Raw genomic sequence first — 15,079 nt, 5'->3', positions numbered from 1 at the left:
CCATTGTTTATCAACAAGCTCATCCGAGCATGTTTTCGGTAATCTGGGCTGCCAGCTGCGCGTCCAGGCAGTTTAGCACCTCGGCGGCCTGCGCGGATTTCATGTAATACAGGACAGAGGCCATGTCCCGGACGGAGCCCAGCTGCGAAAGAGCAGAGGCCGCCTGGGCGGCGTCCATACCGGAGTAGATGGAGCCAACCTGCTTGATCTGGGTGATCTGTTCTTCCGACAGGTCGGCAAGATAAGACTCCAGGGAGCCGTCCCGGCTTGTTTCCTCCTGGGAAGCCTGGAGCTCCTGCTCCTGCTTAGCGAGAGATTCCTCTTTCGAGACGAGCTTTTCCTCTTTCGCGGAAAGTTCCTGCTCCCGCTGATCCAGCTCCTCCTGCAGAGTTTCGGCGGACTGATAGGCGGGATCCATGGAGGAGAGGGCAGAGAGAAGCTTGTCCCTGCCGCCGAGCAGGTTTTTTGTCAACATCAAAACGGAGCCTGCCACCAGGGCAAGGACCAGAAGGACGACGACAACCGTCAGGACGGCTTTCGGATTTGCCTTCTTTGGGGGCCCCTTTTTCTTGGGTTCCCGTTTTGCCTGGGCCTTTTTTCCCGCTTTTTTATCTTCCGGCTCCGCCGGTTTTGCGGTGATGCCCTCTTTTTTTTCAGTCATCAATTTTCTCCATATCCTCTTAAGCGTCCTGCCCGGATGCGTTGGCCGCTTCGGCCGTTTTCCGGTAGGACATCAGATCTCCCAGTTCCTTTTCCTCTTCCTTCGCGGCTTCCTCCAGAAAAGCGCGGTACTGCTCTTCCCGAAGCTTTTCCAGCGTCTCCATCTCCTTCAATACGGCGACGAGCTCCGACTGAAGAAGCTCCCTTTTCCGTTGTGCCTCGGCGAGAACCGCATTTACTTTGCGGAGCATGTCCTGGATATACTGTGCGAAATTTCCGTACCAGGCCATCTGGGAGGCGGGCATCCCTGCGGAAACGGTCCGGCGGTATTCTTCGCTGTCCTCTTCCAATTTCCGCTCGAAGCCGGTTTTCTCTTTGGTAAGCCGGCTTATTTCCGCTGAAAGCCCGGACAGCTCCGCCTTCTTCTGCTTTTCCTGGGTCTTCTTGAACTGATACACCGCCTGCAGCGTAAAACGAAATTTCTTCATCGCCCGTTATCTCACGAGCTCCGACAAACCTTCCAGAATGCCATCGAATGTGCACTCCTCCTCCACCGACTGCTGCAGAAACCGGTTGATGGGTCCGTTCAGGGTGACGGCTTTGTCTATTTCGGGATCGGAGCCCTTTTTGTACGCTCCGATATGAATCAAATCTTTGGCGTCTTTGTAAACCGCCAGGTTATTTTTCAGAAAACCTGCGTTTTTATAGTGCTCGGGGGAAACGATGTCCCGCATCACGCGGCTGACGCTGGAGAGAATGTCGATGGCGGGATAATGGTTTGCCGAGGCCAGGGACCGGGAAAGAACGATGTGCCCGTCCAGGATGCCGCGGACGGTGTCCGCTATGGGTTCGTTCATGTCGTCGCCCTCCACCAGGACGGTGTAGAGCCCGGTGATAGACCCCTTGTCGGAGGTGCCGCTGCGCTCTAAAAGTTTAGGGAGAAGGGAGTAAACGGAGGGGGGAAATCCCCTGGAGATAGGCGGTTCGCCCACCGCCATGCCGATTTCCCGCTGGGCCATGGCAAAACGGGTCAGGGAATCCATCAGCAAAAGAACGTTATAACCGCAGTCCCTGAAATATTCGGCGATGGCCGTACCCACCATGGCGGACTTGAGGCGCAGCATGGCAGGCTGATCGGAGGTGGCCACCACCAGGATGGACCGTTTGAGGCCCGCTTCCCCCAAGTCTTTCTCAATAAAATCCTTTACTTCCCTGCCGCGCTCCCCCACCAGCGTGATCACGTTGATATCGGCCACGGTATTGCGGGCGATCATACCCAGAAGGGTGCTCTTTCCCACGCCGCTTCCGGCGAAGATGCCCAGGCGCTGCCCCCTGCCGACGGTTAACAGACCGTCGATTGCCTTGACCCCAAGGGGAAGAACCTCGTGAATCCGGCTTCTGGAAAGGGGCTTCGGCGGTTCACGCTCCACGGAATAATACCGGGAGGGACACACGGGGCCTTTCTCATCTATGGGACGGCCCAGGGCGTCCAGTACCCTGCCGATATACTGCTCTCCCACCGGGACCTCGAAGGGCCGGTTGGTGGAGATCACGCGGCTTCCCAGACCTATGCCGTCCAGCTTGCCGAAGGACATGAGGAGAACCCGCCTGTCCTTGAAGCCAACCACTTCGGCGTCGGTAAATGTGTCGCCCCTGTGGGAATATACGCGGCAGATATCGCCGATTTTTACCGTGGGCCCGTTGGATTCCACGGTGAGCCCAACGATTTTGGCGACTTTACCGCCGTATTCCAGGGGATCCAGGCTGCGAAGGACGTTCCGGTACTTTTCCAGAGATATCTCGCTCATCGTTCACCGCCTTTTTCGCTGCGGAAGGCAAGCTCGATGTACTTGAGCTGAGAGGAAATCCCGGCGTCCACCGAGCCCCCTTCGGACTCGATTACGCAGTCGCCCGGACGAAAGAGGGGTTCTTCGGCCACCGCGGTCACAATCCGATCGCTTCCAACGGCAAATTCCGCGCTCCCCGCGGGAAAATACCGCTTATAATCCTCCTGGCTTACCCGGATAACGATTTTCCCTTCCCGCTTCATCTGGGCCAGGGCATTTTTGATCAGTCCCTCAAACAACTTATCGTCTTTTTCCAGCTGTATGTTAATGACTTTTTTTGCCGTCTCCATCACAAGAGACAGGATTTCGCCTTCCAGCCCATCCAGTTCGGAGGCGCGCGCCTGCTCTATCTTTGTAATCAGGAACTGAAGGCTGTCCGTTTTCTTTCGGCAGCTTACCTCGATTTTTTCGTCCGCCTTCCGAAGCCCCTCGGCGTACCCCGTTTCCCTGGCGTTATCCAGGACCCCGCGGGCATCGTCCCTGGCCTTTTCCAGAATACCATCCGCCTGCTTCTCAGCGCGGGAGACGATCCCGGACGCCTTTTCCATGGCTTCGAATTCCATCTGCTGCAGCTCTGTCTGCGCTTTTTTCAGGGCTTCCCTGCTCTTCTGGAGGGCAATCTCGTCCTGCCGCTTTTCACCTGCCTGAGGCTCCGGGCGGGGCGCCTGCACGAGGTTTGTGTAAACGGACTCTTTCCGCTCAAAATAGACCATATTCCGGTCGATCCTAAACAATCAGGTCATCCCCCTCGCCGCGGGAAACGATAATCTCTCCCGAATCCTCAAGCTGCCGGATTACATTTACAATCTTCTGCTGGGCGGCTTCCACGTCCCGCACCCTCACGGGGCCCATCACCTCCAGATCGTCCGCAATCATTTCCTGCAGCCGTTTGCTGACGTTGGAGAATATCGCCTTCTTGACTTCCTCGGTGGCTCCCTTCAGAGCGACGGTGAGGTCGGAGTTCTCGATCTCCTTCAGTACCCTCTGAATGGCCTGGTTGGAAAGCTTGGCGATATCCTCGAAGACGAACAGGCATTTGCGGATTTCCTCGGCCAGCTCTCCGTCCCGGGCATCCAGGCTTTCCATAATGAATTTTTCCGTTCCCCGGTCGATGGAATTGATAATCTGTACCACGGAATTGATGCCGCCGGCGACGGTTTTATCCGTGGTTCCCAAAGAGGCAAGCCGCCGTTCCAGAATCCGCTCCGCCTCCTGGATATACTCGGGCTGGACGCTTCCCATGTTGGCGATCCGGTAGATCACTTCCACCTGCACGTCCTGGGGAAGATTCGAGATAACCTCGGAGGCCTGCTTCGGCTCTATGTAGGAGAGCAGAAGAGCGATAATCTGGGGATTTTCATTATAAACAAGATTCAGGATATGCATGGAGTCGGCTTTCCGGATGAACTCGAAGGGACGAACCTGCAAGGATGAGGAAAGACGGCCGATGAGTTCTTCCGCACGGTTGGACCCGTAGGCTTTTTCCAGGATACTGCGGGCATAGCCGATCCCGCCCTCGGATATAAACTCCTGAGCCAGACAAATCTCATAAAACTCCTGCACGACCACCTCCTTCTGCTTGGAGGTGACGCGGTGGACGCCGGAAAGGGCGAGGGTCAGCTGTTCGATTTCGTCTTCGCTCAAAAATTTGTAGACCTGAGCCGCATAATTCTCTCCCAGGCAGATGAGAAGGATCGCGGCTTTTTCCCTGGCAGTCAAATTTCCGTCCATAGCCGTCACCTTGCCTCGGCGGTGAGCCAGTTGCGAAGAAGCTGCGCCACCGCCTCGGGATTTTTATCGATGTATTTTCGGATCTTTTCCGCTCCGGGCGTTTTTTCAACCGACTCGATATCGGCAAGGGATTTGATTTCCCCGGTGTCGTCCTCCAGCAGTACGTTCAAGGTTCCGCCGCCGGACGTGACCGCAACGGGTTTCTCCACGCGGTAGGAAACCACGGATCGGGCAAAACGCAGGACGAGGAAAAACAGGGCGATGATGGTGGCGGAAATGATGGCCGTTTTCAGAAGATCCTTGTTTTTCAGCATATTTGCCAGAGAGGACTGGTTTTCGAAGAGATCCGTTACGCTGCTGTCATCGTCGGAAATCTGGAAGGGCAGGGTTTCCACGGATATGAATTTGTCTTCCACGCCGATGGCCATGGCCACAAGATTTCTGATGTTTTCCGAATAATCCTCGGAATAAGCGCCGCTGTTGATGAGCACAGCCACGGAAAGATTGTCGATTTTCCCCTGCTGTTTTTCAATCTCGGTCTGGGTTTGATTCAGCTCGTAGTTGACCGTTCTGGAGATGGTGGAAAAATCGCCGGCATCCGCGGACTCGTACATATATTCCGGAACGCCGACCCCGTTGCTGTCGGTTCCGGCTGTTCCCGTGGCCGTCCCGTCTCCCTGGGTCTTCTGATACAGTTCCTCCATGCTCACGGCGAGACCGCCGTCCTCCCCTTCCACGGGAGGCGCAAATTCCACGGAGGAAACCGTCTGTTTATCAAAATCCAAAGACACGTTTACAGTGGCGAGGACATTGTCTTTGCCGAAGACGGGCGTCAGAACGGACATAACCTGCTGGGTAAGGGTATCCTTCACCTTCTGGGTCAGCTCATACTGTGAAGTCGTATAGACGGTATCGGAGTCCTCCCCGGTGACGTCATACTGATGCATGCCGGAGTCGATGATGCTGATATTGTCCAGGGTAAGACCGGGGACGCTTTTGAGCACAAGGTTTGCGATCGCTTTGACCTGGCTGTTGGACAAGCTCTGGCCGCCCGACACTTCCAGCAGGACGGAAGCACTCGCCTTCTGCTCGTCGGAGGACAGAACGTACAGAGAATCCGTCGGCATATTGATCATAACGATGCAGTCCTTGATGCCGTTGAGCTTCAGAATGGTGGAACGAAGATTCTCCTGGAGCTGATACTGAAGATAGGTCTTCTTTTCCATGTCCGTGGTGCCGAAGGAGGATGCGTTGGAAAAAAGATCATAGTTCAGTCCGCTTTCCGGGTACCCTTCGGCAGCCAGCTCCATCCGGACCTCATCCGCGGAAGAGTTGGCTATGAGAATCGTGTCGGAGCCCTGAGCCTTCGCTTTTACTCCCTTCTCCGATAAAACAGAAAGGATCTTCCCGGCCTCGGCAGATTCCAGGCCGGTGTAAAGGACCTCGTACTGAACACGATTGAGCAGGACAAAAGCAACGACGACGCCTCCCAGCACGACAAGTGCCAGAATTCCAAGGAGCCACTTTTGCTTTTTGTCCTTTTTGGAAAGAAAATCCGAAATTTGCCGACGGACGGTTTCCAAAAGACGGTTCATCCCAATTCCTCCTTATTCCACAGACAGAATAAAAAAACAAATTTAAAGTCCATATTCAAAAAACGGGCGAAAATGATTTCAATATTGCGCAATAATAAGAGGTTTTACCTGAACAAAGGAGGAAAAGCTGTAAAAAGGGTTAAAAAAAAGACCCATTTAGATGTCTAAATGGACCGGTTTCTGAACATTCAACCGATGACAAAGGAACGATCGGTTTCCCGCATCATGTTCCTCCGCACTTCAAAAGTCGGCAACCGGCTGTCATGTCCAAAAATGGATTTAGACCCTTGGCTTTGCGTATTCTGTCTTTCGGCAGAATTGCTATTATCGTTTTGATTGGTTTTATTCCCTATTCATTTTACAGATATTTCTTATCAGTAGTATCAGTATAAGCCGCCGAAAGCCTTCTGTCAACTGATATTCGAGTGTTTTCGACCGATTCTGTATTTTTGAAGAAATGAACAAATTATAATAATATTCGCCGCAAAAACATGCGCTATTAATGAAATAAATTGCAATTATATGGATTATTATTAAAAACAACTAAAATATTTTCTACAGAAATTACAGAAAAAAAACTAAACAAACAAAAGAAACTTACGATAATACTATTTTAAATTGTTTTATCACACCGTTTCTTTCTCATTGCTAAAAAACAATATACGAGTATTGCTCTGCCGGAAGCGCAGATTTGTCTAAAGTCGAAGGGAAAAAGCACGATAGGACAGTTGAAGTGAAACGAGTGGATTCGAGAAGGCGCCAGTCGAACCGCTCCTTTCGCAAAACAGCGTCCCAGGTAAGGATACCGGGATAAAAGACGCTTCAAGGAGGAAAAAATCATGCGTATCAACACCAACCTTACGGCACTGAACACCTTCAACTCCTATACCGCGGCAAACAACAAAATCGCAGACTCGGTGGCAAAACTTTCTTCCGGATACGCCATCAACAGCGCGGCAGACAACGCGGCCGGGCTTGCCATCTCAGAAAAAATGAGAGCGCAGATCCGCGGGCTCGACAAAGCCTCTTCCAACAGCCAGGACGCCATTTCCCTCGTACAGACGGCTGAGGGTTCTCTTGAATCCGCGGGCGAAATTCTCCAGAGGATGCGTGAGATCTCCGTCCAATCCTCCTCGGACACAAACGAGGACGATATCGACCGCGACGCACTGCAGGCAGAGTTTTCCCAGCTGCAGTCCGAACTGGACGAGATCGCCCAGGACAGCACCTTCAACAACCAGAATCTGCTGGACGGCTCCCTGTCCACAAAGAAACTGTCTTCCGGCAGCAGCACGAGCCTTTCCGGCTCCGGCATGAACGTAAGCTTCGGAAACGCGAGCGCGGGCAAATACACCTTCGGCGTGCAGGTGGTAACGACTCAGGAAGCGCAGACTGCTTCCGCTCCCGACGCGGCCCACTCCAGCTTTGCCACATCGACACTGAGCAGCAACTTCTCCGACGCAACCGTAACCATTGGAACCGCGGCGGGTGAATCCTCGCTTTTAAACGGCAACTACAGTCTTTCGGCTTCCTATGACAGCTCTTCCGACAAGATCACTGTAACCGCGACCGGCGATAACGGCCAGACCTTCACTAAGGAACTGACGGATGACGATATCCCGGCACTTACGACCGGCAGCGCGCTGAGCATTAATTTCGGCAGCGATTCCTTTACGGTATCCCTCACTGCAGCCGACACACTGGTCGCAGGAGCGGACGCCAGCACCAGTGAAATGTCCGCTCTGGCCGACGCCATCGGCGGCACGTTCACCATTGGCGGAGGCTCCGACGGCGCGGAGGAACAAAAAGCAGTTATGGCGAGCCTGACAGGCGCCGGCAGCGTGGAACTTACCGCAGGTATGTCCAGCGTCACCTTCGACAACGGCGTCACCGTCAGCTTCCAGGAACTGACCGCCGCCGACCTGGATACAACCGTAACGGGCGGAACCACCACCTATACTCATACCGGCACCATCGGATCGGTAACCGGCTTCGCCAGCGCAGCAATCAACGTAGCCTCCCTTCCCAACACGGTCAACTTAAGCGGTTCCGCGACCTATGACAGCGGCACTGATACGCTTACCCTCGGCGCTTTTTCCGGCACGGTTTCCAATGTGGCGGACACCGCAAACGGAACCATCACAATGAGCGACGGCACAAACAGCTTCACGATCACCCTTACCACCGCCAGCGGAGCGCAGGCGGCGGACACCATCGGGGCCAACCTCGTATCCGCGGGAGTATCGGTATCCAGCTCCGGGACCACTACCGGCGGAACCTACAGCTTTGAAGACGTATTCGGAACCGCCACCTCCAACGTGTCCACCTCCAGCATTGAGGTCAAATCCGCCTCGAACAACGGCCTGACCATTCAGGTGGGAGCGAATTCCGGCGACGAGCTGGAAATCAACATCGACCGCGCAGACGCCGAATATCTCGGCGTGAAGGGTCTTGACGTATCGACTCGGGAATCGGCCTCCAAAGCAATCGACGCCGTGAACGACGCCATCAACCAGGTTTCCTCCCAGCGGGCCTATCTCGGCGCCATTGAGAACCGGCTGGACTACAAGATCGACAACCTCCAGACCTCTTCCCAGAACCTGACCAGCGCCGAAAGCTCCATCCGCGACGTGGATATGGCCAAGGAAATGACCAGTTTCACCAACGCCAACATCCTGTCCCAGGCGGCAACCGCCATGCTGGCCCAGGCGAACGCCCTTCCGCAGAACGTGCTCTCTCTGCTGGGCTAAAAAGCAAAAACAGAAACATACAAAAAGAGACCGGGCCTTTTGGCCCGGTCTCTTTTTGCGCTCGGCAGAGCAGGCGGCAGAACATAAGCGCAACGGTTTGCCCGTGATTTGGCGGATGGCAGGAAGATCCCTTTTGCAAGAGCGGAAGCTTCTGGACTTTACAAGGTCAGGCGCCGGAAAGGACTATGCCGTTTGTCAAGTATTATGTTAACTTATTTTCAAACGGAAAAGCCGCCGCAATCCTTAAATTGCGGCGGCCAGATACGGAAATAGAGTTTTATTTCTGCAGCGCGGATTTCAGATCGAACGTGACAAGGGGGGATTTGACGGCGATCCTGTTCTCGTCCCCTGTCTCACGGATCAGCTCTTCCCGGAAAATGCGCATGCTGATGGGCGCTTCCACCCCCACCTTGACCTTATCGCCGTCGATCCCCAAAATGGTGATCTTTATCGTGTCTCCGACGATAATGCCTTCATTTTCTTTCCTGGACAAGACCAGCATGCGCCTGCACCTCCTTGAATATTTTGCAGATGGAATGGAACGCAGGGCTGCGGACCGAGTAGTTTTTCCTGTCGATGATGATCTGCTTGCCAAGGTTCATCCTGGTGTTGATCAAAATGGGCGCCGCAAGATTGACGGTCATATTTTCGATCTCCTCGGGGATCACCAGCACATTGATCACATGGAGATCCTCCCTCGCCTTGAGGGAAAGCTCCATTACGTCGTTGTCGCTGATATCGAACACATAATCCCGAAGGATCTGGAACGGCTCAATCACCGGAAGAGAAATCATGGGATCGTCAACCGCCTGAAGCCAGTTGATGGGATAGGTCCTGTCATGATGAATGAGAGCGAAGCGCTTGATATACTCCAGCCCGGGAATCCCCTGGGGAAAGGAGATCACTTTTGCTTCGTCGATCTCTATATCACCAAACCGCATACTTTTTATTATCATCATAATCACCTTCATTTTTTCAAAAGGAAAACCGGGAGTGCCGTATAAAACGACATTCCGCTGAAAGCCGCGCAATGCGTGAAGTCCGGAAAAAGCGGGACATCACTGAAGCAGCATCCGACATTTGAACGCAAACACGTGGAATATGTGGATCATCAGCATCTTCACTTTAAACATATCATACCTCTGCATCTATCTTTCTGCCTGCAGGATTCGGTATATCTAATTCCGAAACAGAAATGCGTATAGACGGTTCTCTTGCAATCTCAACCTCAACCGAGTACGGAGGTTCCACATAAATCTCCGGGCTCAACTCCCCTTCCCAATCGATGGAAAAATCATATCCGGACCACTGGATGTCAAGCGTTCCGGGATCCCCATCCATTTCTACAGCACCCGGCGGAACGGGACTGTGCCCCATGTCCGGGTCCGACGGCGAGAGCATTTCATCTTTTGCCGTTCGGCCGATCCGGTTTCCGCCGGCGGCGGTATCCGCTATGAATCTGGATTCGTTCACCGTGTCCCTGACGGCTACCAGGGCTTCCGTTTTTGCCTTTGCGGCCGCGTCGGAAATAAGCTGATCGTAAGTCTTAAGACCGGTGTTTTCCTTCAGGGAGCTTAAATCCAGAAGCACCTCGGGATCCTGCCGCGTTACGGACATCTCCGGAGGATTGTTTTCTATCTTCATGCGACGCTGCGGAGACTCCACATGAAGACGCGCATTTTGAACATCGACGGAGATCAAGGCGCTCTGCTGTTCAATCTCCAGTTTTGTGATCTTCATTCTGCATCCCCTCCGCAAGCGTCTGCGCAAAAGCCGGATACGGCGGAATCCTGACACGGGAGATCTGAAAACCGGGAATCCGCTAATTCAGAAAATCCAGCAGTGAGGTCTGGATGATTTCCGAGCCGGCGGAAAGTGCCGCGTTGTATACCGTTTCGGCGGTAGTGTAATTTGTAATCACCTCGGCAAGATCCGCGTCCTCCGCATCGGAGCGCATCTGGGTATAGTTTGTCACGTTCGCATCGTAACGGGCGGAAAGCGTTTTCAGCCTGTTTTCCTTGGCGCCCACTTCCGCCTCCAGTGACAGGACACGGCTCTGGGCATCCTGCAGATTTGTAATATAGCCGGATAGCTCGTCGGAACCGGCGCCGCTCTCCAGCGCCTGATAGAAGCCGTCCAGGATACCGTAAACGTTGTCGCTTCCCCTGCCGAGAAGCTCGGCGCCGGAAATGCTTACCTGCATCGTCTGGCCGGAACCCACGGGAAGGGAAAGCACGTCCGCCGCCTCCAGATCCAGCGAGGCTGTGGAAACAGACACGGCGGAATCCGCGGCTGCTTTCATGTCGTTTACGGAGGTTTGGGCGGCTGAAGCCGCAGAGTAAGCGCTGTCGGAGAGATCCTTCACGTCCTGAGCAGCGGCCTTGGCGGCGGAGACGGAATCGTCATAGGCCGACTGCGCCAGTGTAACTGCGCCGCTGTCTCCTGATAGCTGCGCCTGTTCCAGGGCGTCATGAGCGTCCTTTGCCGCGTCGGCGGCAGCCTGGCCGACCGATATGGCATTTTGAAGGGCGGAGACCGCGTCCGACAGGTCGTCTCGGGTGGAGGAAACGGTGCCGGAGAGGCCGGTGAGAACGGATGCGTCCGATGCATCGACGTCCGCGCTGCCGGCGATATCCAGCCCTCCGGCCGACGCGACCCCGGCGGCGGAAGCGACGGTCGAAAGGGATTCGGCGAGAGCCGCCGCGTCCCGTAAAATCGAGTTATACTCCGAGACATCCGACGCCTGAACGGATGTGTTGAGATCCGATGCGCCGCTCATGGCATCGGAGGCATTCTTTGCAGCGGAGGAAATGTCGTCGGCGGAAGCTTCGTTACTCATGTTGATGCCGTTGTAGTACAAATCTCCCGCAGCGTCCACCGCAAAGGGCAGCTCGCCCCCGGAGGAACCGGCAGCGTTGTATCCCGCGAAGAGATAGCTGTCTCCGTAGGACGCGTTTGCAACGGAAAGCACTTCGTTGCGCAGAGCCTTGATTTCCTCGGATATACTGGACAAATCGTCGTCGTTCAAAGTGCCGGAATTGGCGGAAACCGCCTTTTCGTAGGCATCCTGAAGGATTCCGTTGAGCTCGCTTACGGATTCCTCCGTATCTGTGAGAAGGTTTCGGGCGGTGCTCACGTTCCGCTGATACCGTTCGATTCCACTGAGTTTATTACGAGCGGAGAGGCTCTGGGTCGTGCGGACGGGATCGTCCGATATGCGGTTGATGGCCCGGCCGGTGGACTCCTGCTCCAGATATTTGGAAAGACGGTTCATATTCCCGTTGAGGTTGCACAAATAGGTGTTGGTCATCATCGATCTTGTGATACGCAAGAGCTTTCCCTCCCCTCTTCCTCAAAAGATTTTTAGAAAGGCGAATATTACAGACCGACCGTGCCGGTCCCGTTAATCAGCTTGTCCAGCATCTGATCCATGGTCGTTATCACGCGGGAGCAGGCGTTATAGGTCTGCTGGTACATAATCAGGTTGACCGCTTCTTCGTCCACGGAGACGCCCGATATGGACTGGCGCTGATTCTCCGTACTCTCCACCAGAGATTCCCGGGTATCCAGAAGGCTCTGGCTGCCGCTGACCGTCTGCCCCAGGTGGGAAATCAACCCATCGAGCATATCGCCGTAGTCGGTATTGTTTATCAGGTCGGCAAGGAGCAGCGCGACTTTGTTGTTGGAAGTCTGAGTGCTGTCCGTGGAAAGGTCTATTTCGCTGTCCGAGCCGGCGATGTTCCAGACACTTGACAGAACGGAGTCCGAAACGCTGAAGTTCCCGGCGGTCACAAGCGCGTACTGATTTCCGAAATCAGCAAACAGATCCACGTCCGTACCGGTGACGGAGGAAAAGCCGTTTTCCTCGTCCGGATAGGTGTATCCCTTGTTCATGCATTCGTTGACGGTTTCCGCAACGGTACGGGCCAAATCGTCCAGACGACCGATGTAATACGGGACGCCGGCGTCGCCGGAGGTGTCTCCGCCGCGGAGGCTCAGGTGGGCAAAGAGTTCTCCGCCTGAAACCGTATCAGTATTGAGGTAGGTTTCGCCCAGCTTCAGGACAGATTCCATGTCCGCTCCGTCAAACGCCTTTACCGCTTCTTCCGAGACAGAGCCGCAGGTGCTGCCGTCCACCAGGCTATCGGTGACCTGAGTCATGGAGGCGCTTACATAATCGATGGAGACGGAGGCGGTTCCGTCTGCGTTCACATTGCAGCTTATTTTACCGGAAATCTGCTGCAGAGCCGAGCAAATTCCATCTCTTTGGGTTTCCTGGTCGGGCGTAATGATGCCGGCGGAGAGTACGCCGCCGTTGAGGATGGAAAGCTGCTGGCAGAGAGTATCAATCTCGTCCGCGGCGGAGGTTATGGATATGCTGCCCGCCGTCTTTCCGTCCACCAGGGCCTCGCCGGCGATCCATACGTTCACCATTCCCTTTGCATCCTCGGAGCAGGTGAAGTCCGAATAGCCGGAGAGCTTATCCAGAAGAAGGTTCCGCTGATCCCGAAGATCGTTGGCAGTCACTCCGGAGCGTTCATAATCACAGATGGTGGCGTTCAGGTCGGCGATCTGGGAGGCAAGACTGCTGATCTGCTCTGCAACGGTGCGCACGGAGGTATTCTGGTCGTTGTAAAGGTCCACCATCTCGCCGTAAATCATATTGAAGTTGTCCGTCATGGACCGGGCCGTCTGCTGTACGGTGGTCCGGGCGGCCTCGCTGGTGGTATCGCCCGCGAAATCGGACAGCGCGTCGAAAAAATCGGAAATGGAGGCGGTGAGGCTGGTATTGTCGTCCAGCTCGTCAAAGAGATCCTCCAAATAGGACAATCCCTGGGTGCGGTATTCGCTGGAACAGAAATCCGAATACTGACTGCGGTACTGTTCGTCCAGGTAGGCACTGCGGAGCTGGTCCACGGACAGCACTCTGACACCCTGGCCGACGTTGCTGCTCTGCGTCACCTGGCGTATCACGTAGCCAGCGCCGGAAGGGGGCGCGGAGGAGGTGATCACCGACTGACGGGTATACCCCTGGGTGTCGGCGTTGGAAATATTCTGCCCCGTGATATTCAGATTGATCTGGGCGGCGTTCAGTCCGGATTTCCCGATCTGAATTCCCAAAAACGTTGACGACATACTCTCTCCTCAAAGCCGAGGCCGGCTTATTTCCCCGTCGGCGACAGATGCGCGTTACACACACCTGTCGAAGATCCCCGCGTCCCCAGGGCCATCGCCGATTTTCCCGCTGCAGTTGTATACGGCTCCGGTCCCTTCCGGGCGAAGCATCGCGCGGAGCATTTCGGAGGTATATTTCTGCTTTCGGAGGATGAGCTCCCGGTTTACACGGTTGTTTTTCTTCTGTATTCCAACAAGCCCGCCGAGTTCGTCCCGGACGGACAGCATTTTCTTTTTTAATTCCGGATCTTCCGTAAGGTCGGCAAGATCCTTCAGACTGAGCTTCCGCCCGCCTGCTCCAAAAGAAAGGGAGAGCTTTTCAGAAAGAGCGGCGCGGTCGTTTTCCAGACCGGCGAGCTCCTCCGTAAGGGTTTCTTCCTCCCGAAGGGAGACTTTCAGCAGCTCCAGGTCCCCTGAAATGACGGCTGCCTTCTTCCGCGATGAGGCGGACAGCAGCTTTAAAAGAACGTCTTTCTCCAGAGAAAGAAGGCCAAAGAGCTCGCCAAAACAGGTTTTATCCATATGCGCTCCTTCGTCTGTCCGCTGATCCGTCAAACGGTTTCGTCAAAAATGTGTCCCAGCATTTTTTCGGCAATCTTGGAGCTGTCGACTTTGTAGGTGCCGTTTCGGATCTGACTGGCAACCTGATCGATATGCTTTTTTTCTTCGGGGCTTCTGGTCTCAAGGCTGTCCTTCACGTCGGCGATGACGGAGGCAAAATTCTGCGCGCCTTCGGAAAGCTCCACCCTGTCCACCGTGCCGGTCTGCTGAGAAGACTGCGTGCGATTGATCTGATTGCCCTTGTAGCTTTCCAACATGTTTCCGGGCGTTATGGAATTGATTTTCATCTTCGATCCCTTCCTTTGAATTCTCCTGTGAGATTTAAGATTAATCCTTTTGATACGTATGCATGCTCCGGCTGTTCCAGGCCCTGCGCGCCGGGTCCTCCTTCGGGTTCTCTTTTACCTGGGAGGAGAGCTTCGCGGCCTCGGCGGAAAAGGCGGCGGCGCATTTCCGGCAGAGGCGGCCTCCGTCGGTGGGGGCGCCGCAGGCCTCGCACTTGACATAGTCTCCCAAAGAGACGGTTCTTGAGGAAATGCGCCCCTCTTTCAGAAAGAGGCGGATCACTTTTTCCGGAACTTCGGTGTTTTCCAGGATATCAGCAATGCTGACATTCTCGGGGTTCTCATAAATATATTCCCGGACCTTTACAAAATCGCGGTCCAGCTTCTCGCTGCAGGCTGAACAGATATCGGTCCCGATACTCTGAAAGAGCCGGCCGCAGTATTCGCATGTTTTTACCGTATACCCGCTCATTTTA

General features: G+C 54.6%; 15 protein-coding genes and 1 riboswitch. Of the genes, 1 reads left to right on the top strand and 14 read right to left on the bottom strand.

The window, feature by feature from the left end; translation table 11 throughout:
- Positions 1 to 19 precede the first annotated feature (19 nt).
- From B9A13_RS00420 to fliF, 6 genes are read right to left on the bottom strand one after another with little or no spacing between them, the layout of a single operon-like run.
- Positions 20 to 661 (bottom strand): MotE family protein, encoded by a 642-nt coding sequence (locus B9A13_RS00420; protein ID WP_084233070.1) that lies wholly within the window; start codon positions 659 to 661, stop codon positions 20 to 22.
- 19 nt (positions 662 to 680) lie between these two features.
- Complete coding sequence (gene fliJ / locus B9A13_RS00415; protein ID WP_084233069.1) at positions 681 to 1,148, bottom strand: flagellar export protein FliJ; 468 nt, start codon at positions 1,146 to 1,148, stop codon at positions 681 to 683.
- 6 nt (positions 1,149 to 1,154) lie between these two features.
- Positions 1,155 to 2,468 (bottom strand): flagellar protein export ATPase FliI, encoded by a 1,314-nt coding sequence (gene fliI / locus B9A13_RS00410; protein ID WP_084233068.1) that lies wholly within the window; start codon positions 2,466 to 2,468, stop codon positions 1,155 to 1,157.
- On the bottom strand, positions 2,465 to 3,241 hold the full coding sequence (locus B9A13_RS00405; RefSeq protein ID WP_143806821.1) for a FliH/SctL family protein: 777 nt from the start codon (positions 3,239 to 3,241) through the stop codon (positions 2,465 to 2,467). Before B9A13_RS00405 ends, fliI begins: the two co-directional genes overlap by 4 nt.
- On the bottom strand, positions 3,234 to 4,238 hold the full coding sequence (gene fliG / locus B9A13_RS00400; protein ID WP_084233067.1) for a flagellar motor switch protein FliG: 1,005 nt from the start codon (positions 4,236 to 4,238) through the stop codon (positions 3,234 to 3,236). The genes B9A13_RS00405 and fliG overlap by 8 nt, the downstream gene beginning before the upstream one ends.
- A gap of 5 nt (positions 4,239 to 4,243) precedes the next feature.
- Positions 4,244 to 5,833: a flagellar basal-body MS-ring/collar protein FliF gene (fliF, locus tag B9A13_RS00395; protein ID WP_084233066.1), complete on the bottom strand. Its 1,590-nt coding sequence runs from the start codon at positions 5,831 to 5,833 to the stop codon at positions 4,244 to 4,246.
- 246 nt (positions 5,834 to 6,079) lie between these two features.
- Positions 6,080 to 6,166: riboswitch (cyclic di-GMP riboswitch) on the bottom strand.
- 506 nt (positions 6,167 to 6,672) lie between these two features.
- Between fliF and B9A13_RS14515 the strand changes: the two genes are divergently transcribed.
- Positions 6,673 to 8,583, top strand: a complete 1,911-nt coding sequence (locus B9A13_RS14515; RefSeq protein ID WP_084233065.1) for a flagellin N-terminal helical domain-containing protein — start codon at positions 6,673 to 6,675, stop codon at positions 8,581 to 8,583.
- A gap of 277 nt (positions 8,584 to 8,860) precedes the next feature.
- Here B9A13_RS14515 and B9A13_RS00385 read toward each other — a convergent pair whose 3' ends face one another.
- The 8 genes from B9A13_RS00385 to B9A13_RS00350 all read right to left on the bottom strand — a co-directional run bounded on the left by B9A13_RS00385 (position 8,861) and on the right by B9A13_RS00350 (position 15,075).
- Positions 8,861 to 9,085 carry a carbon storage regulator gene (locus B9A13_RS00385; RefSeq protein WP_084233064.1) on the bottom strand — a complete coding sequence of 75 codons (225 nt, stop codon included), beginning with the start codon at positions 9,083 to 9,085 and terminating at the stop codon, positions 8,861 to 8,863.
- The gene (gene fliW, locus B9A13_RS00380) at positions 9,057 to 9,542 is read right to left on the bottom strand and encodes a flagellar assembly protein FliW (RefSeq protein ID WP_159447972.1); all 486 of its coding nucleotides are present in this window, start codon (positions 9,540 to 9,542) and stop codon (positions 9,057 to 9,059) included. Before fliW ends, B9A13_RS00385 begins: the two co-directional genes overlap by 29 nt.
- 175 nt (positions 9,543 to 9,717) lie before the next feature.
- Positions 9,718 to 10,323, bottom strand: coding sequence for a DUF6470 family protein (locus B9A13_RS00375; protein WP_084233062.1), 606 nt, complete (start codon positions 10,321 to 10,323; stop codon positions 9,718 to 9,720).
- Between the two features lie 82 nt (positions 10,324 to 10,405).
- On the bottom strand, positions 10,406 to 11,914 hold the full coding sequence (gene flgL / locus B9A13_RS00370) for a flagellar hook-associated protein FlgL (RefSeq protein ID WP_143806820.1): 1,509 nt from the start codon (positions 11,912 to 11,914) through the stop codon (positions 10,406 to 10,408).
- Positions 11,915 to 11,961: 47 nt separating this feature from the next.
- Positions 11,962 to 13,719 (bottom strand): flagellar hook-associated protein FlgK, encoded by a 1,758-nt coding sequence (flgK, locus tag B9A13_RS00365; RefSeq protein WP_084233060.1) that lies wholly within the window; start codon positions 13,717 to 13,719, stop codon positions 11,962 to 11,964.
- A 54-nt stretch (positions 13,720 to 13,773) separates the two neighbouring features.
- On the bottom strand, positions 13,774 to 14,280 hold the full coding sequence (locus B9A13_RS00360) for a flagellar protein FlgN (RefSeq protein WP_084233059.1): 507 nt from the start codon (positions 14,278 to 14,280) through the stop codon (positions 13,774 to 13,776).
- A 29-nt stretch (positions 14,281 to 14,309) separates the two neighbouring features.
- The gene (gene flgM, locus B9A13_RS00355; protein ID WP_084233058.1) at positions 14,310 to 14,606 is read right to left on the bottom strand and encodes a flagellar biosynthesis anti-sigma factor FlgM; all 297 of its coding nucleotides are present in this window, start codon (positions 14,604 to 14,606) and stop codon (positions 14,310 to 14,312) included.
- 40 nt (positions 14,607 to 14,646) lie between these two features.
- Complete coding sequence (locus B9A13_RS00350; protein ID WP_084233057.1) at positions 14,647 to 15,075, bottom strand: hypothetical protein; 429 nt, start codon at positions 15,073 to 15,075, stop codon at positions 14,647 to 14,649.
- Positions 15,076 to 15,079: the final 4 nt, after the last annotated feature.

The sequence above is a fragment of the Papillibacter cinnamivorans DSM 12816 genome (assembly GCF_900176335.1).
Lineage (GTDB): Bacteria > Bacillota > Clostridia > Oscillospirales > Oscillospiraceae > Papillibacter > Papillibacter cinnamivorans.
This window is presented reverse-complemented; position numbering and strand designations above follow the sequence as displayed.

Bases quoted from the DNA above. Each gene is read 5' to 3' on its own strand.
- B9A13_RS00420 (WP_084233070.1), bottom strand. From the start codon at position 661: ATGACTGAAAAAAAAGAGGGCATCACCGCAAAACCGGCGGAGCCGGAA.
- fliJ (WP_084233069.1), bottom strand. From the start codon at position 1,148: ATGAAGAAATTTCGTTTTACGCTGCAGGCGGTGTATCAGTTCAAGAAG.
- fliI (WP_084233068.1), bottom strand. From the start codon at position 2,468: ATGAGCGAGATATCTCTGGAAAAGTACCGGAACGTCCTTCGCAGCCTG.
- fliG (WP_084233067.1), bottom strand. From the start codon at position 4,238: ATGGACGGAAATTTGACTGCCAGGGAAAAAGCCGCGATCCTTCTCATC.
- fliF (WP_084233066.1), bottom strand. From the start codon at position 5,833: ATGAACCGTCTTTTGGAAACCGTCCGTCGGCAAATTTCGGATTTTCTT.
- B9A13_RS14515 (WP_084233065.1), top strand. From the start codon at position 6,673: ATGCGTATCAACACCAACCTTACGGCACTGAACACCTTCAACTCCTAT.
- B9A13_RS00385 (WP_084233064.1), bottom strand. From the start codon at position 9,085: ATGCTGGTCTTGTCCAGGAAAGAAAATGAAGGCATTATCGTCGGAGAC.
- fliW (WP_159447972.1), bottom strand. From the start codon at position 9,542: ATGATGATAATAAAAAGTATGCGGTTTGGTGATATAGAGATCGACGAA.
- B9A13_RS00375 (WP_084233062.1), bottom strand. From the start codon at position 10,323: ATGAAGATCACAAAACTGGAGATTGAACAGCAGAGCGCCTTGATCTCC.
- flgK (WP_084233060.1), bottom strand. From the start codon at position 13,719: ATGTCGTCAACGTTTTTGGGAATTCAGATCGGGAAATCCGGACTGAAC.
- B9A13_RS00360 (WP_084233059.1), bottom strand. From the start codon at position 14,280: ATGGATAAAACCTGTTTTGGCGAGCTCTTTGGCCTTCTTTCTCTGGAG.
- flgM (WP_084233058.1), bottom strand. From the start codon at position 14,606: ATGAAAATCAATTCCATAACGCCCGGAAACATGTTGGAAAGCTACAAG.
- B9A13_RS00350 (WP_084233057.1), bottom strand. From the start codon at position 15,075: ATGAGCGGGTATACGGTAAAAACATGCGAATACTGCGGCCGGCTCTTT.